At 64.7% G+C, this 17,602-nt stretch carries 16 protein-coding genes; 7 read left to right on the top strand and 9 right to left on the bottom strand.

The genetic code is table 11. The features are described 5' to 3' along the window. A partial coding sequence (locus tag C5N93_RS06195; protein WP_242558645.1) for a transposase occupies positions 1 to 190 on the top strand: 190 nt, incomplete at its 5' end. A gap of 29 nt (positions 191 to 219) precedes the next feature. Here C5N93_RS06195 and C5N93_RS06190 read toward each other — a convergent pair. Beyond that, complete coding sequence (locus C5N93_RS06190) at positions 220 to 690, bottom strand: hypothetical protein (RefSeq protein ID WP_242558644.1); 471 nt, start codon at positions 688 to 690, stop codon at positions 220 to 222. 63 nt (positions 691 to 753) lie between these two features. Next, positions 754 to 1,050, bottom strand: a complete 297-nt coding sequence (locus C5N93_RS06185; RefSeq protein WP_242558643.1) for a hypothetical protein — start codon at positions 1,048 to 1,050, stop codon at positions 754 to 756. 93 nt (positions 1,051 to 1,143) lie between these two features. Between C5N93_RS06185 and C5N93_RS06180 the strand changes: the two genes are divergently transcribed. The 3 genes from C5N93_RS06180 to C5N93_RS06170 all read left to right on the top strand — a co-directional run bounded on the left by C5N93_RS06180 (position 1,144) and on the right by C5N93_RS06170 (position 5,341). Then, positions 1,144 to 2,385: a cytochrome P450 gene (locus C5N93_RS06180; protein ID WP_242558642.1), complete on the top strand. Its 1,242-nt coding sequence runs from the start codon at positions 1,144 to 1,146 to the stop codon at positions 2,383 to 2,385. Positions 2,386 to 2,623: 238 nt separating this feature from the next. Then, positions 2,624 to 4,009 carry an MFS transporter gene (locus tag C5N93_RS06175; RefSeq protein WP_242558641.1) on the top strand — a complete coding sequence of 462 codons (1,386 nt, stop codon included), beginning with the start codon at positions 2,624 to 2,626 and terminating at the stop codon, positions 4,007 to 4,009. Positions 4,010 to 4,087: 78 nt separating this feature from the next. Then, on the top strand, positions 4,088 to 5,341 hold the full coding sequence (locus C5N93_RS06170) for an Hsp70 family protein (protein WP_242558640.1): 1,254 nt from the start codon (positions 4,088 to 4,090) through the stop codon (positions 5,339 to 5,341). A 111-nt stretch (positions 5,342 to 5,452) separates the two neighbouring features. On the opposite strand, the gene C5N93_RS06165 is transcribed toward C5N93_RS06170, so the two are convergent. The 7 genes from C5N93_RS06165 to zwf form a co-directional block, all read right to left on the bottom strand. Next, positions 5,453 to 6,829 (bottom strand): gluconate:H+ symporter, encoded by a 1,377-nt coding sequence (locus C5N93_RS06165; protein WP_083253593.1) that lies wholly within the window; start codon positions 6,827 to 6,829, stop codon positions 5,453 to 5,455. 179 nt (positions 6,830 to 7,008) lie between these two features. Further along, positions 7,009 to 8,508, bottom strand: a complete 1,500-nt coding sequence (locus C5N93_RS06160) for an AMP nucleosidase (RefSeq protein ID WP_069340646.1) — start codon at positions 8,506 to 8,508, stop codon at positions 7,009 to 7,011. Between the two features lie 273 nt (positions 8,509 to 8,781). Beyond that, complete coding sequence (locus C5N93_RS06155; protein ID WP_150722601.1) at positions 8,782 to 8,991, bottom strand: dodecin; 210 nt, start codon at positions 8,989 to 8,991, stop codon at positions 8,782 to 8,784. 46 nt (positions 8,992 to 9,037) lie between these two features. Then, on the bottom strand, positions 9,038 to 9,637 hold the full coding sequence (locus C5N93_RS06150; protein ID WP_242558639.1) for a MarR family winged helix-turn-helix transcriptional regulator: 600 nt from the start codon (positions 9,635 to 9,637) through the stop codon (positions 9,038 to 9,040). Positions 9,638 to 9,799: 162 nt separating this feature from the next. Further along, on the bottom strand, positions 9,800 to 11,671 hold the full coding sequence (locus tag C5N93_RS06145; RefSeq protein WP_242558638.1) for a bifunctional transcriptional regulator/glucokinase: 1,872 nt from the start codon (positions 11,669 to 11,671) through the stop codon (positions 9,800 to 9,802). Then, the gene (gene pgl / locus C5N93_RS06140) at positions 11,649 to 12,326 is read right to left on the bottom strand and encodes a 6-phosphogluconolactonase (protein ID WP_242558637.1); all 678 of its coding nucleotides are present in this window, start codon (positions 12,324 to 12,326) and stop codon (positions 11,649 to 11,651) included. Before pgl ends, C5N93_RS06145 begins: the two co-directional genes overlap by 23 nt. A gap of 35 nt (positions 12,327 to 12,361) precedes the next feature. Continuing rightward, complete coding sequence (gene zwf / locus C5N93_RS06135; protein WP_242558636.1) at positions 12,362 to 13,849, bottom strand: glucose-6-phosphate dehydrogenase; 1,488 nt, start codon at positions 13,847 to 13,849, stop codon at positions 12,362 to 12,364. Between the two features lie 144 nt (positions 13,850 to 13,993). Here zwf and edd point away from each other — a divergent pair, with 144 nt between their 5' ends. The 3 genes from edd to dapA all read left to right on the top strand — a co-directional run bounded on the left by edd (position 13,994) and on the right by dapA (position 17,544). After that, the gene (gene edd, locus C5N93_RS06130; RefSeq protein ID WP_242558635.1) at positions 13,994 to 15,841 is read left to right on the top strand and encodes a phosphogluconate dehydratase; all 1,848 of its coding nucleotides are present in this window, start codon (positions 13,994 to 13,996) and stop codon (positions 15,839 to 15,841) included. A gap of 236 nt (positions 15,842 to 16,077) precedes the next feature. Continuing rightward, positions 16,078 to 16,566: a hypothetical protein gene (locus C5N93_RS06125; protein WP_242558634.1), complete on the top strand. Its 489-nt coding sequence runs from the start codon at positions 16,078 to 16,080 to the stop codon at positions 16,564 to 16,566. Positions 16,567 to 16,662: 96 nt separating this feature from the next. Next, complete coding sequence (dapA, locus tag C5N93_RS06120) at positions 16,663 to 17,544, top strand: 4-hydroxy-tetrahydrodipicolinate synthase (protein WP_242558633.1); 882 nt, start codon at positions 16,663 to 16,665, stop codon at positions 17,542 to 17,544. The last annotated feature ends 58 nt before the right edge of the window (positions 17,545 to 17,602 follow it).

Genomic DNA, 17,602 nt, shown 5'->3' with positions numbered 1-17,602 from the left:
CGGAAAATTCCGTGATGAATGTTTGGCGATGGAGTGGTTTCGCAACCGAATTGAAGCGAAGATCGTGATCGAAGACTGGCGCACTCACTACAACGAAGTGCGCCCGCATTCGAGTTTGCAGTACCAAACCCCGGCCGAATTTCGTCGGGATAGCGAATGTAGTTCAACCACTGGGGCCGTGAATCTCTAGACACCGGTGGTACGAAAAAATCCGTCAGGTCAATTCGTCATCGAATAACTCAACACGTTGCCCGCCCCGTCAAACTGCGAGTAGTTGACCTCGTATTTCGCCGCACCGTCCGACTTCGTCACCTTCTGATGCAGCAGACGACCGTTCTGGTCATACGTGCTCTGGCGCGTCTCGCTGCCATTTCCGCCCGCGGCACCGTTCAGCGCGTTGACGTACTCCTGCGGTAGCGCACCCGCCGGTCCCGTCTGCACCACTCGGTTCGCACCGTCGTAGTAACGCGTATCCAGCAACACACCGTCGCGCGACACGTGCGACAAACGATTGTTGCTGTCGTAGTCGTACGCTTCCGTCGTCAGACCGTTCACCGCCGTGTACTGCGTGCGATAGGCGGCGGACGGCTGTGCAATGTATCCATACTCCGGATTGCCGGCCTCATCGGTACCCACCACGCCCCACACCGACGTCCATTCCGTGTGATCGAACACGCGATCCGACTGCACGCGCGTGCCGTAGTACGTGTCGCTGATCCGGTTACCGTTTTTGTCGTAGCTGATGCGGTGGCCCTAGCCGACGCCAATATCCCCATTGGCATTGATACCGTCCACCACCGTCTGACGATTCATCGCGTCGTACTTGAACCAGCGATCTTCGTCCTGGCTCTGATCCATGGCATTGATCACATGAGACGTGACGTGTGTACGGTTGCCGACCGCATCGTAATCGATGCTGATATGCACGCGACCATCGGCCACATCGCGCAGTCGACCCAGCGCGTCGTAGGCCAGATGGTTGTCCTCATACGTCGCACCATTGGTAACGGTGCGCTCACCAGCCCAGGCATTTGACGAGTGCGAGTGCACCGATACTTCATGCCACCGTGAATCGTGGCGCACCGTTTTGGCATGAAAATTGTCTTATGTCGTTGCCATCGCTGCTTACGCCGGAGTCGCGTCATGTCGCCATCGCTCTCAAATCTGTCCATCGAATTCTCAACCGGTCTTCCCGCCCACCCCATCGACGCCGTCGTCCATCCCGACCCGTATCCTTACTACGCGACGCTGGCCGCGCGACGTCCGTTCGGTTTCGACGCATCGCTCGGGATGTGGGTGGCGGCTGGTCCCGAAGCGCTCGCTGAAGTGCTGCGGCATCCGGCTTGCGGGGTGCGTCCCGCCGGTAAGGTGATCCCGCCGGCGTTGGCAGACGGTCCCGCCGGAGACTGGTTCGGTGCGCTCGTGCGCATGAACGACGGCGCCGCCCATGGCGCGATGAAGCCGTGGCTGGCCACGCGGCTCACTGCGCTACGCACCGACCGGGACGCGCTCGCCCGACTGCACGACGCCGCACAGGCCGCCTGTGCCGATGCCTACCTTGCTCAGGGAGAAGCGCCCGCCGCGCGTCTCGACGACTTCGTCTTCCGGCAGCCGGTCTACGGACTCGCCGCGTGGCTCGGTGTCCCCGCCGCGCAGTGGACCGAGGTTTACGACGACGTCCATCGACTGGTTGCCGCGATGGCCGAATCCGGCAAACCCTCGCCGAACGCCAACGTGCTGGCGCTCGGTCACCATGCCGCCACGGCACTTCGCCAACGCGCCACGCGTTGGCTCGACAACGACGCTGCGCCCGGTTCATGGCTGCGCGACACCGCCCGCAGCGCCGCGCGCGATGACGGCATCGACTTCGGCGTGTTGAACGCGAACCTTGTCGGTCTGTTCACGCAGACGCACGACGCCTGCGCCGGACTCGTCGCCAATAGCATTCGACGGCTTGCCCGCACTGCGCCGACGGGCACGACGGGCGCAGCAGCCGATGCGTCGACAGGCAGCTCGGCCAGTCCCGGCTCCCCCGACCTGACCCACGCTATCCAGATCGTGGGCGACGTCATCCGTTTCGATCCGCCCGTGCAGAACACGCGCCGGTTCCTGCATGCGTCCGCAGTCATCAGCGGGCACAAGCTCTCCATGGGAGACGTCATTCTCGTCGTGCTGGCATCCGCGCCGTCAGGCCCGGCGTCCGACGACGTCGCCTGGACCTTTGGACTCGGTGCCCACGGGTGCCCGGGACGCTCCCCCGCCAGCACGATCGCGGCTGTCGGCGTGCAGGCGATTCTGGAGAGCGGGGTCGATCTGGCCACCGTCGCCGATGGTTCGGCTTACCATTCGCTGGCGAATGCGCGTATCGCGAGGTTTTCCGCGTAGCGGCTGACACGTCGGAACGGCATCGCCAGCTCAAATTTCATGTGTTTTATTTGATGAAACTTAAATTCCATTAGATAAAACAAATCTTCAAATTCGGAAACCTTGTAAACACAAGGCTTTGCAGACGGCCGAATCGCGCTTCCGGGAATTCGGGCAGGATGGCGCTTTCCCCCTCGCCCATCGTCATCGCGCCATTCCGACGCGCGACGAATGCGCGACCGTCTCCTGCGCCGCACTCATGTCCGACACACTTACCGACGGCATGCCGATGCCCGCACGGCTCTGGGCCGTTGCGACCGTCATGCTCGCGATCTCGCTTTCGGTCCTCGACAGCGCCATCGCCAACGTTGCGCTGCCGACCATCGCACGTGACCTGAACGCCAGTCCCGCCACGTCGATCTGGATCGTCAACGCGTACCAACTCGCGATCACCATCTCCCTGCTGCCGCTCGCCGCGCTGGGCGAAATCGTGAGCTACCGGCGCGTGTACACCGTGGGCCTCGCGCTGTTCACCGTCGCCTCGCTGGCCTGCGCACTGTCGGATTCGCTCGTCACCCTGACGCTGGCGCGCGTGGCACAAGGCTTCGGCGCCGCCGGGATCATGAGCGTGAACACCGCGCTCGTGAAGGCCATCTATCCGTCACGCTGGCTCGGACGCGGCGTCGCGCTCAACTCGCTGATCGTGGCGTTCTCGTCCGCCGCCGGGCCAACGATCGCCGCCGGTGTCCTGTCCATCGCCCACTGGCCGTGGCTTTTCGCGATCAATGTCCCGCTGGGCATCGTCGCGTTCGTCATCGCCGTGCGTTCGCTGCCCGACAGCGCGCGCGCCTCGCATCCGTTCGACTGGACGGGCGCCCTGCTGAGCGCACTGACGTTCGGGCTGCTCATCTCCGGGATCGATTCCTTCGGTCACGGACAGGAACGCTGGCTCGTGGCGGTCGAACTCGTAGCCGCCGTGGTCATCGGCACGGTGTTCGTGCGACGCCAGCGCAGCCAACCCGTGCCGTTGCTGCCCGTCGATCTGCTGCGCATTCCGATTTTCGGGCTCTCGATCTGTACGTCGATGGCCTCGTTCTGCGCGCAGATGCTCGCCTTCGTCTCGCTGCCGTTCTTCCTTCAGGACACGCTCGGCTTCGATCACGTGCAGACCGGCCTGCTGATGACGGCGTGGCCGCTCACCATCGTGGTCGTCGCTCCCTTGGCCGGACGTCTGCTCGAACACTACAAACCGGGCCTGCTCGGCGCGATCGGGCTTGCCGCGTTCGCGCTGGGGCTGCTCGCGCTCGGCTTGCTGCCTGCACAACCGACCTCGCTCGATATCGTCTGGCGTATGGCGTTGTGCGGCTTCGGCTTCGGTCTGTTCCAGTCGCCGAACAACTACGCGATGCTCATGTCCGCGCCGAAACATCGCACCGGTGGCGCGAGCGGCATGCTCGGCACTGCACGTCTGACCGGACAGACGACGGGCGCTGCACTCGTCGCACTGGTGTTTAGCGTGGCGCCGCAGGGCTACGGCACACGGGCCTCGCTGTATGTGGCCGCAGCCTTCGCGGCCGTCGCCGCCGTCGTCAGCAGCCTGCGCACGCTGCCCTCGGCCCAGCCCGATGCGAAATCGTCGGTCTGAGCGCATTCATCCGGCCGACCGTCCGGCCGTGCTACACTGCCGACCTTTTACGGCTCGCCCGCGCGGGCCGCAAATGCCATGAGTTTCTGCGCCATCGATTTCGGCACTTCGAATTCTGCCGTCGCCGTGCAAAGCGGCGGCGCCATGCGTCTGGTCGAACTGGAAGCCGGCTACGGCACACTGCCCACGGCCGTGTTCTTCAACGCCGACGAAGGCGGCCGGGCGTCGTTCGGCCGTCAAGCCGTCTCCGACTATATCGATGGTTACGACGGGCGCCTCATGCGCTCGCTCAAAAGCCTGCTCGGCTCCTCCCTGATCGAAAGCACCACCGACCTCGGTAACGGTTCGGCGATGCGCTACATCGACATAATCGCCACGTTCCTGCGTCATCTGCGCACGCACGCCCTCAAGGCCGACGGCGGCGAACTGCGTCATGTGGTCATGGGACGCCCGGTGTTCTTCGTCGACGATGACCCCAAGGCCGATGCCGCCGCACAACGCTCGCTTGAGCAAAGCGCGCGCGACGTGGGCTTCAAGGACGTTCAGTTCCAGTTCGAGCCGATCGCGGCCGCCTTCGATTACGAGTCGCGTCTCACGCAAGAGCAGCAAGTGCTCGTGATCGACATCGGCGGCGGTACGTCGGACTTCTCGCTGGTGCGTGTCGGCCCGGAGCGTGCCCGTCATCTGGATCGCAAGGACGACGTGCTCGCGCACCACGGCGTGCACATCGCGGGAACGGATTTCGACCGCCGTATCGAACTGGCGACGATCCTGCGCGAACTCGGCTACAAAGCACTTGGCCCGGATGGCAAGGAAGTGCCGAACCGCATCTACTTCGATTTGGCCACGTGGCACCTGATCAACACCGTCTACACGCCCAAGCGTGTCGGCGAGTTGGCGCTCACGGCCCATCTCTATGCAGATCCGGCGCACCATCGTCGCCTCATGCGTACCGTCGAACAACGCCTTGGACACGCGCTCGTGGGCCACGCGGAAGACGCCAAGATCGACGTGTCCGCCGGTGGCGAAACCCGCATCGATCTTTCGGTGATCGAGCGTGAACTGAGTGTCGCGTTCTCGGAAACGGCGCTGGTCGACGCGGTCAGCGACGAGATCGCGAGCATCACGGCCGGCGCCGTGCATACGGCATCGCTCGCCGGGCTGCGTCCTGAAGACGTGGATGCGTTGTACTTCACCGGCGGCTCGACCGGCCTGCGTTGCCTGTCCGGCGCGATGTGCGCCGCCTTCCCGAAGGCCACGCCGGTCTTCGGCGACCGCCTCGCCAGCGTGGCGCTGGGCCTCGGCATTCACGCCAAACGCGTGTTTTCCTGAGCACACTGCGGCGCATCGGGCAGACGATCCACCAGACCGTCACTGCCACCAACAAAAAAGCGCGCGACCGGAAGGTCAGCGCGCTTTTTTCATGCCGTCAGGCAAGGCAAGTTACACCAGCAATTGCCAGAGCAACAGCGTCATCACCAGACCGACGACGGACACGATCGTCTGCAAGACGGACCAGACCCACAGCGTCTCCTTGAGCTTCAGGCCGAAGTACTCGCGCACCATCCAGAAGCCCGCGTCGTTGACGTGGCAGAAGAACACCGAACCCGCGCCGATCGCCAAGGCGATGAGCGAGCCCTGCACCGGCGGCAGATGCATCACCAACGGCGCGACGATGCCCGCCGTGGTCGTGGTAGCCACCGTCGCCGAACCGGTCGCCTGACGCAGCGCCACGGCGATCAGCCATGCCAGCAGAATCAGCGGCATGTGCGTGCCGACGGCCACCTTGCCGATGGTCGTGGCAATGCCTGCCGTCACCAGCGCCTGCTTCAGACCGCCACCTGCACCGATGGTGAGCAGCAGCCCGGCAATCGGCGGCAACGCGCGGCGCAGTGTCTCGCCCACGCGGGCGCGCGGCAAACCACGCCCCCATCCCAGCACCACGATCGCGACGACGACCGTGAGCGCCAGCGCGATGATCGGCTCGCCCAGGAAGTTGAGCGCGTCAAACACCGGGGTTTCCGGCGTGAGCGCCACCTTGGCGAGCGTGCGGCCCAGCATGAGCACCACCGGCATCAGAATCACCAGCAGCGCCGCTGCGAACGGCGGCGGGGCGACGTCGTCGTCGCGCTTGGTGAACAGATCGCCGAGTTGCTGCGGCGCCTCCACGTGCAGACGCGGTGCGAGCCACATGCCATACAACGGCCCGGCGAGAATCACCGCCGGGATGGCGATCAGCAGACCGAGGCCCATCGTCATGCCCAGATCGGCATGCAGCGCCGACACGGCGATCAGCGGTCCCGGGTGCGGCGGCACCAGCGCATGCAGTGTCGTCATGCCCGCCAGCGCAGGGATCGCGACACGCAGAATCGGCGTATTCGCACGACGCGCCATCACGAAGATGATCGGCACCATCATGACGAGGCCCACTTCGAAGAAGAGCGGCAGGCCGATGATCATCGCGACGAGCGCCATCATCCACGGCAACGCCGACCCTTTGGCGAACTTGAGCAACACGGTCACGATCCGGTCTGCCGCCCCGGTGTCGGCCATCAACGCGCCTAGCATGGCCCCGAGCGCGATGATCATGCCGGCGTCGCCGAGCAGGCTCCCCGCCCCTTTGCTGAACGAACTCGCCACCGCTTCGAGCGGCAAGCCTGCGCCTAGCCCTGCGATGAACGTGCCGATGAGAATCGACAGGAACGGCGAGAGCTTCAGCGCGCTAATGAAAACGATGATGGCCACGAGGCCGACGAGACAGGACAGCAGAAGGCGAGTGTCGTGCGCTGCCCAAGGCACGACGTGGTTGACTATCTCCACGATGATCCTTGATGACGAGAAACGAAAACACCGGTGCGCAGCGCGCAGCCGGTGTGTGAGGGGATTGTGCTACCGGAGTCGGCCGCGTGCACGCACGGGCCGCAACGCCCCGTGATACGGGGCAGGCGGGGCGCGGCGGCGAGTTTCAGTCGACGAAACATCGCGGCCGCCGGGTCGCGTTACTGGAACGCGACTTCGTTGAAACTGCGCAGCTTGCGACTGTGCAGCCGGTCCAGACCGTTGTCGCGCAGCAGCTCCATCGCCTTGACGCCGATCTTCAGATGCTGATCGACGCGCTCGCGATAGAACCGGTCGGCCATGCCCGGCAACTTCAGCTCGCCATGCAGCGGCTTGTCGCTCACGCACAGCAACGTGCCGTACGGCACACGGAAACGGAACCCGTTGGCGGCAATCGTCGCGCTCTCCATATCGAGCGCAATCGCGCGGCTCTGGCTCATGCGCTGTACCGGCTCGCGGTGATCGCGCAATTCCCAGTTGCGGTTATCGACGGTCACCACCGTGCCCGTGCGCATCACACGCTTGAGTTCGAAGTCGTCCAGTTGCGTGACGTCGGCCACCGCGCGCTCCAGCGCGACCTGCACCTCGGCCAGCGGCGGCACGGGCACCCACAGCGGCAGGTCGTCGTCGAGCACGTGGTCCTCGCGCACATACCCATGCGCGAGGCAGTAGTCTCCCAGACGCTGAGAATTGCGCAGCCCCGCGCAGTGTCCCAGCATCACCCACGCATGCGGGCGCAGCACGGCGATGTGATCGGTGATGGTCTTCGCGTTCGACGGCCCGACGCCGATGTTCACCATCGTGATGCCCGTATTGTCGGGACGCACCAGGTGATACGCCGGCATCTGCGGCAGACGCGGCGGCGACATGCCCTCCTCGGCTCGCGCGTCGAGGTTCTGATTCCAGTGCGTGACGTTGCCCGGCTCGACGAACGCCGTGTACTGACTGCGGTACTCGCGCAGCGCGGGATCGTCAGTGGCGCTCATCAACTCGCGCCCCAGTTCGACGAACTCGTCGATATAGAACTGGTAGTTGGTGAAGAGCACGTAATTCTGGAAATTCTCGGGCGAGGTGGCCGTGTAATGACGCAGGCGATGCAGCGAGTAATCGACGCGCGGCGCCGTGAACAACGCCAGCGGCAAAATCTCGCCGGGCAGCGGATCGCGCGTGCCGTTGACGATGCTGTCGTCCATCTTCGCCAGATCGGGCACGTCGAACACCGTGCGCATGGCGCGCAGGTGCGTCTGATCGAGATCGCCCTCGAGATACACGCCGTCCTGATAGGCGAAGTGCACCGGAATCGGCTCGTCGGAGACACCGACTTCGAACGCCACGCCATGGTTATGGGCAAGACGCCGAAGCTGCTCGATGTAGTAGTTCTCGAATAGATCGGGGCGGGTGACGGTTGTCTGATAGCTGCCCGGGCCCGACACGAAACCATAGGAGAGGCGCTTGTCGAGCTGGGTGATGTCTTCCGTGGTGATGCGGATGAACGGGTAATGCGCGCTCACGCGACGCGCCTGATCTTTCTGCTTGGAGAAGCGCTCGAAGGCGGCGCGAAGATACGCCGTGTTGGCGTCGTAAATCGTCTTCAGGTAGGCGACGGCTTCCACCGGATCTGCGATCGATCGGGTGGCATGGACCGGTTCTTGTTCGGACATGCGCAAACCTCTTCTGTCTTTTTCATGATCTGGAGTATGCGCCTATTGTGACACGACTGTACGACATCTGCGGGCTATTGAAGTCCGTCGATTCCCATTTTCCGGGGCGACGAAAACGCAGGAAAGTGCAGGAACGACGGGGGACATTGCAGAAGGACGTCGGAGGACCGAAGGCCGGGAAATCACGCAGTGCCCGGGGCGATCCCGAACAGGATTTCACACGGGCATCCCGGCCGGGATGTCACACGAATTCCCGGCCGGGACAACGGACGCTCAGTCTTCCAGACGCATCCCGACCTTCAACGTGACTTGCCAGTGCGCGACCTTGCCGTTCTCGATATGGCCACGCGTTTCAGTGATCTCGAACCAGTTCAGATTTCGCAGGGTCTTGCTGGCGCGCTCGATGGCGCCGCTGACCGCGTCTTCGATGGATTTCGTCGACGAGCCGGTAAGCTCGATCTGCTTGTACACGTGATTCGTCATGTCAGTCTCCGGGTTAGGTAAGGAGACTTCCCATGCTAGGCGCGGACTACTGTGGCCGCAAGTCGGTGAATTCCGACAAACCGTCGTCGGTCGATTCGGCAGCGTCGAGCCGCGTCGGGGGGGCACCGTCGTTCATGCTTGCCGCACCCACGGCATCCGCCGGTTCACGACGCAGCATCGCGGGCACGACCGTGTCGAGCGGCGTGGGCACGACGTTGTTGAGATTGCGCCGCACTTTTTGCAGCAACTGCGTGAGCTGCACGGCTTCGAAGGCGGTCAGGCCATGGAGCGCCTCGTCGCGGACGTCGTCGGAGAGCTTGCGGGCGATCTGTAGCTGTGCAACGGCCGCACGCGTGACGAACAGACGTTCGATACGCGGATCGCGCGCATCCGCACGGCGACGCACCCAGCCCGCCTCCTCCATACGTTCCAGCGTACGGGCAAGCGTCTGCGGCGGGGTTTCGAGGATGTCGGCGAGCACTGTCTGACTCACGCCGCGATTGACGGAGAGATAGGCCAGCAAACGACATTGGGCACGTGTCATCGGCAGCGTGCGCTGTGCAAACTGCTCGAAGCGGCGCCCGAACAGACGTTGGATGTCTGCCACGAGAAAGCCGAAACGTTGGGCGGAATCGGTCACTTTCATATGCCGCATTATGCTGAACATGTTTAGGGATATCAAGGCGGCGAAGATTCGGCGTCCGCAGCGTCGCCGCCGTTTTTCCCAACATGACCAACGCGGCGATCCGTCCCTAAATACGGTATTCGGCGAGATCGGATACGATCCGCCGATGCACACGGCAAGGCATCACGCTGCGGCGGGCGTTCCCGAATCCTGACCGCTGCCGTGACCGAGCCAGTCGAGCGCGCCCTCGCCGGCGGTTTCCGCCCCCGGCCCCGCCCGTCGAATGGCAACGCCCACGGCCAGCACGTCGATCGCGGCGAGATGCAGAATGCGCGCGATCATGGTGACGTGTGCCCCCATCGTCTCGACGTGATCGTTCGGCAACACCAGCGTCGCCTTGCGCGCGAGCGGTGAATTGCGAGCGGTCAGCGCGATGACCTTCGCACCGCGCGTGAGCGCGATATCGACGGCGCGGTTCAGATCCGCCGAGCGCCCCGAAGCCGAGATCGCCACGACCACGTCTCCCTCACCGAGCAACCCCGCCGACGCTTGCAACAGATAGGGGTCCCCATAGGCAATGGTCGGTTTGCCAAAGCGGAAGAACTTGTAGTGGGCGTCCTGCGCGATCACGCCCGAGTTGCCCAGCCCGTAGAACTCGATACGGCGCGCGCCGTCGAGCAGCGTCACGGCCGCTTCCACGGTGCGGGCATCGAGATGCTCACGCATTTGCAGAATCGACGACACGGTATTGTCGAGCACCTTGGCGCTGAACTCTGCCGCCGTGTCGCCCACGTGCACCTGCCCGTGACGCACCGGCAACGTGCCCGTCAGCGCGCTCGCGAGCTTGAGCTTGAAGTCCGAGAGTCCCTGACAGCCCAGCTTGCGACAGAAGCGAATGACCGTGGGCTGACTCACGCGCGCCAGACGCGCGATCTCTGCAACCGGCTCGGCGAGCAATGCACGCGGCTGTTTGAGCGTCAGTTCGGCCACGCGCTGCTCCGCCGGACTCAGACGATCGCGCAGACGGTGCAGGCGGTCGATCAGCGCGCCCGCACCAGCCGCGTGTGTGCCAAGTTGCTCGGCAAGGATCGCGGACGTGCCGAGAAACGCTGGATGATCGGCCGTGATGACGTACGTCGGAATCTTCTTCAGATAGGCTTCGAAACGTCCCTTGGCTTCGAAACGCTGACGGAACGGCGAATCCTCGAACAACTTGCCGAGCTTCGGAATCACGCCTCCGCCGAGGTACACGCCACCGACCGCGCCGAGCGACACCGCGACGTTGCCCGCGAGCGTGCCGAGCATCGCGCAGAAACAGTCGACGGTCTCGCGCGCCAGTTGGTCGCCCGACTGCGCGAGTTTGACGATGGCCGGCGTCTCCAGCGAGTCGACACGTTGCCCCGCACGCTCGGCCAGCGCCTGATAGACGAGTGCCATACCGGGGCCAGCGACGAGACGCTCGAACGAGACATGCGGAAAGTGCTTCCATGCATAGCGCAGGACATCGATCTCGCGCTCGTCCGCCGGCGCGAACGTGGTGTGACCGCCTTCGCTGCCGAGCGCGATCCACCGGTCGCCGGCCGGAATCAGGCCCGACACGCCGACACCGGTGCCCGGCCCCAGCAGCCCCAGCACACCGTTCGGACGCGGTTCGCCACCGCCGACCGGATGCTTCTGCGCATCCGTCAGGTAGGGCAGCGCCATCGCCAGCGCCGTGAAATCGTTGACGACCAGCAACGTCTCGAAGCGCAGCGCGCGGCGCGTTGTTTCGATGGAGAAGTGCCAGTCGCGATTGGTCATGCGGATCTCATCGCCTTCGATCGGATTGGCGATGGCGATGGCGGCGTGTTGTACCGGTTCGGCGTGATCGGCGTCGTCGAGATAGGCGCGGATGACTTCCGGCACGCCGGCGTAGTCGTCGCAGGCGTAATCGCGGATCTCGACGAGATCGCCCGGCGCAATCTCCAGCGCGAACCGGGCGTTGGTGCCGCCGATATCGGCCAGCAGGCGCGGGCCGCTCAGATGCGGCGGATTATTCCTCACTCCAGAAGACATCGATCTTGACTCCTTCGCGGTGGATCAGCCGGGAGATGGCGTTGTCCTGTTCGTCTGCCTGCGCGGCTTCGAGCACGGCGCGCTTGGCGTACCCCTGAATTTGCAGGATTAGGCGATCGCAGGCGGCGAGCGCGGCGAGCGACCACGACACGCGTTGATACGGCGCGCGCTGCGGCTGCACGAGAACGAACTTGTCGTGGGTGGTGATGGCGTCGTGCCATTGAGGGGCATCGGCAAACAGCGATGCCGTATGCCCGTCCTCGCCCATGCCGAGCACGCAGACCTGCGGCACGCCGTGCGTCCACGTGTCGTTGAGCGTGCGCACCTGCAAGGCGGCGGCCGTCGCGGTATCGACGAGCGGCAGCCAGCGCGCGCCCGTCGCGCCGGGCAGTAACGTCTCGGAGAGCAGACGCGCGTTGCTGTCGGCGTGGTCAGGTGGTAACCAGCGATCGTCGACCAGTGTGATGTCGACGTTGCGCCACGCGACCGGCAAGCGCGCAAGCTGCGAGAGAAACGCCCGGGGGCTCGTGCCGCCGGACACGGCGAGCAACGCGCGCGGACGAATCGTCAGCGCTTCGTCGATGCCCGCGACGACGGCGTTCGCGAGGGCGTGCGCCTGGGCATCGCGCGTCGGAAAGGTGCGCCAATGGATCATGCGTGTCTGCCTCCGTTGCCTGGGGGTGGACGTTATCAGTTGTCTTCTTCCACCCAACTCGTGCCGTACTGCGTGAGCAGCGCGCTCGCGGCGGGCGGCCCCCAGGTACCCGCGGCGTATCGCTTCGGTCCCTTGTGCTGACGCGACCAGTACGCCTGAATCGGCGCCACCCAGCGCCACGCCTGCTCCTGCTCGTCGCGTCGCACGAAGAGCGCGAGACGGCCGTTGATGACATCGAGCAGCAAGCGCTCGTAGGCATCCATCCGGTGTCCCTTGAAGAACTGGTCGAATGCCAGATCGAGGTGCACCGATTGCAGGTTCATGCCCTCGCCCGGCTGCTTCGCCAGACAGTAGAGGCGGATCGATTCGTTCGGTTGCAGGCGAATCACGAGACGGTTCACACCGGGCTGCGCGGTCACATCGCCAAGCAGCGGATACGGCGTCGCGCGATAGTTCACGACGATCTCCGCTACACGCTCGCCGAGCCGCTTGCCAGTGCGCAGGAAGAACGGCACGCCTGCCCAGCGCCAGTTGTCGATGTCGGCCTTGAGCGCCACGAACGTCTCCGTCTGACTGTCGGACGGCACGCCCGGCTCGTCGACATAGGCCGGCACCGCCGACTTGCCGATCGCGCCACCGCCGTACTGCCCGCGCACGACGTTGCGCGCCACGCTCTCGTCGTCCAGATGACGCAGCGAACGCAACACCCGCATCTTTTCATCGCGCACGGCGTCGGCATCCATCGATAGCGGCGGCTCCATGGCCACGATGGCGAGCAGTTGCAGCAAGTGGTTCTGCACCATGTCGCGCAGCGCGCCGGTCTGTTCGTAGAACTCGCCGCGCCCTTCGACACCGATCTCCTCGGCAATCGTGATCTGAATGCTGTCGATCAGCTCGCGCCGCCACAGCGGCTCGAAGATCGCGTTGCCGAAGCGCAGCGCCAGCAGGTTCTGCACCGCCTCTTTGCCGAGGTAGTGGTCGATCCGGTAGATCTGATCCTCGCGGAAGATCGCGCCGACGGCGTCGTTGATCGCCTCCGACGAGGCCAGATCGTGCCCCAACGGCTTTTCGAGCACGATGCGGCTGTTCTCGTTGAGCTTGGCGCTGCGCAGTCCTTCGCAGATGGGGATGAACAGCGACGGGCCCGTCGCGAGATAGAAGATGCGCACGCCGGGACGCTTCGACAGCCGGTCGGCGAGCACGCCGAATTCGGCTTCGCGGCCGAGATCGAGCGGCATGTAGTCGATGGTGGCGAGAAAGCGCCGCCACGCGTCTTCGTCCCAGACATCCGGCTTGATGTGTTTGCGTACGTGTTCTTCGCACCACGCGTGATATTCCGCCGCGTCCATCGGCTTGCGCGCGATGGCGAGAATTCGACCGGTATCGAGACCGGCGCCGCCCGCTTGCTCAGGCCCAAGCTGCCCGGTACGAAAGGCGCGGAACAACGACGGCAGCACTTTGCGCAGCGACAAATCGCCGGTAGCGCCGAACAACACAAAGGTATAGGGTGAAGGCGTGTTCATGACAAGACGTCCACGTGTCACTGGGAGAGCGCAACTTTGACACTGCATTGTAGTTTAACTACACTGCAAATCAACAAAATCTCGTGGTTTGACTACATCGAATAGTCCCGTTCCCCGTCCCCCGTCCCCCGTCCCGGAATCACCATGACCCAGTCTTCGCACAATGTGTCCCTGCATCCGGTGGTAAAACGCGTGACCGAGCGCCTGATCGAGCGTAGCCGGGCGTCGCGTCAGGCGTATCTCGACGGCGTGGCGCGCGCCACCGAAGGTCAGCCCGGCCGAGAAAAGATCGGTTGCGCCAATCTGGCCCACGCGCTGGCCGCCGCACCCGCCGACGACCGCCTCAAGATCCGCTCCGAACGCACGCCCAACATCGGCATCGTCACCGCGTACAACGACATGCTCTCGGCGCACGCGCCCTTCGTCGAATTCCCCGATGTCATCAAATCCGCCGCACGCGCGCATGGCGCAAGCGCGCAGGTGGCCGGCGGCGTACCGGCCATGTGCGACGGCGTGACGCAAGGCTATGCAGGCATGGAACTGTCGCTGTTCTCGCGCGACGTGATCGCCATGGCGTCGGTCGTCGCGCTCTCGCACCAGATGTTCGATGCCGCTATGTTCCTCGGCGTGTGTGACAAGATCGTGCCGGGTCTGGTGATCGCCGCGCAGGCGTTCGGCCATCTGCCCGCCGTGTTCAGCCCCGCCGGGCCGATGCCGTCGGGCTTGCCGAACGACGAGAAGTCGCGCATCCGGCAGGAATACGCGGCAGGACGCGTAACGCGCGCCGCGCTGCTCGATTCGGAACTCGCCGCGTATCACACCGAAGGCACCTGCACCTTCTACGGCACGGCCAACAGTAATCAGATGCTCATGGAGTTCATGGGCCTGCATCTGCCCGGCTCGTCGTTCGTCAATCCGCACACGCCGCTACGGCATGCGCTGACGCAAGCTGCGACCGCCCGCGCGATCGCCCTGGCGAAGTCGGGCATCAACACGTCGCAGATTCTGGATGAGCGCGCGTTCATCAACGGCGTGGTCGGGTTGCTCGCCACCGGCGGGTCGACGAACCACACGCTGCACCTCGTGGCGATGGCGCATGCGGGCGGCATTCTGCTCGACTGGCAGGACTTCGCCGAACTGTCGGACGTCACGCCGTTGCTTGCCCACGTCTATCCGAGCGGCAAGGCGGATGTGAACCAGTTCCACGCAGCGGGCGGCCTGAGCTTCCTGATTCGCGAGCTGCTCGATGCCGGTTTCCTGCACAACGATGTGACGACCGTCATGGGGCACGGGCTGCGCGCCTACACGCAGGAGGCTTTCCTGCGCGACGACGTGCTGTCCTGGCAGGAAGCGCCGACGGAAAGCCTCGACGAAAACATCGTGCGCCCCGCGTCGCGACCGTTCGCACCGGAAGGCGGCCTGCGCATGCTCGCGGGCAATCTCGGACGCGCGGTCATCAAATCCTCCGCCGTCAAACCCGAGCATCAGAAGGTGCGCGCCCCGGCACGCGTATTCTCCGATCAGGAGTCGGCGCAGGCCGCGTTCAAGGCAGGCGAACTGACGCGCGACGTCATCGTCGTGGTTCGCTTTCAGGGGCCGCGCGCGAACGGCATGCCCGAGTTGCACAAGCTCATGCCGATGCTCGGCCTGTTGCAGGACGAAGGGCATCATGTGGCACTCGTCACGGATGGGCGGATGTCGGGGGCGTCCGGCAAGGTACCTGCTGCGATTCACCTCTCGCCCGAGGCCGAACAGGGCGGCATGCTCGCCCGCGTGCAGGATGGCGACATCATCTCCATTGACTGCGCGACGAACACGCTGCACTGCGAAGTCGACGACGCCACGCTCGCCGCCCGCACGCCGGAGGCCGTGCCGCAGCGGCCGTTCGATCCGTGGCGTAACCTGTTCGGTCTGTTCCGCAACAACGTCGGCGCGGCACCGCACGGCGCGTGCGTGCTGTTCAACGACGCCGACTATCCGAAGCAGGCGTGATCGCGCGACGGCGTTGAGGGAGTTGAGGGAGTTGAGGGAGTTGAGGGAGTTGAGGGAGTTGAGGGAGTTGAGGGAGTTGAGGGAGTTGAGGGAGTTGAGGGAGTTGAGGGAGATAAAGCAATAAAGGGAATAGAGACGGGACCGTAAAGACAGGCGTCGAAATCTTGACGCCTTTTTTACCCCGGCGTCCCTAGACTGGCCTCGTTGTCACTTCAGTCGTTAAACGACACGTTGCCATGCCTGCTATCGCTCAACGCGCCAGCCTCGAACCTCCCGGTGCGAATACCGCTTCCCCCGCTTCGGTCCCGTCCGCCGACACGCTCCGCGCTTACGGCGCAACGCAGACGTCGCCCGCTGCTGCACGCGCCTCGGTCACCACGGCCAGCCCCATCGCCGCTTCTACGCCGGCCAGCACCGCCGCCGCACCGTCCACCGACGCCTTCTCTGCTGCGCGGCAACGCAATCGATACAACCCGCGTGCGCGCCTCGACGCCACACTCGACATCACGCTCAGCCGTGCCGCCGTCTCCTCGCTCGCGGTCACGCTGGCGATGAGCCTGCCGCTGCCCTGGCGCGTCGAGACGATTCGTCCGATCCGCCGCGACACGGCTGCCGTCGTGTCGATTGCCCTGCCGCGCGTCGAAGCCTCCCGTGCGATGGACGTCGTCATGCAGTCGCTGCCCGAAGCGGAATTCGGGGCGCTGCGCCTGCGTCCGTCGGCCTGATGCCATAGACCCGATCATCGAATCGTCCGAATCGTCAGAACGAGCGGCGTCGGGCAGTGCGCCGGCGCCATTCGTCAAATACCGCATCTTCCGGTTATGAACACAGCCATCTTCCAAGGCGTGTGGGTTCCCCTCGTCACGCCAATGACCGGCGCCAATGGCGCCCAGATCGATCACAACGCCTTCGCGCGTCTGGTCGACTATTACCTCGCTGCCGGCGTGAACGGTCTGGTCGTGGCCGGCACCACCGGGGAAGGCACCCTGCTCAATGACGACGAGCGTCGCTGGCTCGCCGAGACGGCCTGCCACCTCGCTCACGGCCATGCGCCGGTGCTCGCGGGGGTGGGGGCCTCCGATACGTCGAACGCCGCGCGTCAGATCCGCCATCTCGACGACCTGCCGCTCGCCGGTTATCTGGTGCCGCCGCCGTATTACCTGCGTCCGTCGCAGGAAGGCATTCTGTGGCATTACCGAACGCTCGCCGCTGGAACGCGCAAACCGCTGGTGCTCTACAACGTGCCGCTACGCACGGGCGTGACGCTCGGCGTGGAGACGATTCGCGAACTGGCCTCGCATGAAGCCTTCGCCGCGATCAAGGAATGCGACGCGCATCCGCTCACGCACCTGCCGTCGCAAGTGACCATGCGCGTGCTGTGCGGCGACGACATGCAGATCCTGCCCGCGCTGCAAGCGGGTGCGGTCGGGTGCATCTCCGCTGCGGCCCATATCCGTCCCGATCTTTATCTGAAGCTGATCCGCTACGTGCGCGAAGGCGACATGGATCACGCGACCAAGTTGTTCAACGGCATGAAACCATTGATCCGGCGTCTGTTCTCCGAGCCGAATCCGGTCGCGATCAAAGCGGCGCTCACCTCGCTCGGCCTGTGTACGGAGACGGTGCGCCGCCCGCTCATGCCCTGCTCCCCTGCGCTGCGCAAGGATATCGACGCGCAACTCGAAGTGACGATGGCCTTCTGATTCGCCACGTCGAGTGCACGCGCCTGCGCCCTCGCCACACGACTTCCTCCGCTCTCAC

Source organism: Pandoraea sp. LA3 (assembly GCF_022696215.1).
Taxonomy (GTDB): Bacteria; Pseudomonadota; Gammaproteobacteria; order Burkholderiales; family Burkholderiaceae; genus Pandoraea; species Pandoraea capi.
This window is presented reverse-complemented; position numbering and strand designations above follow the sequence as displayed.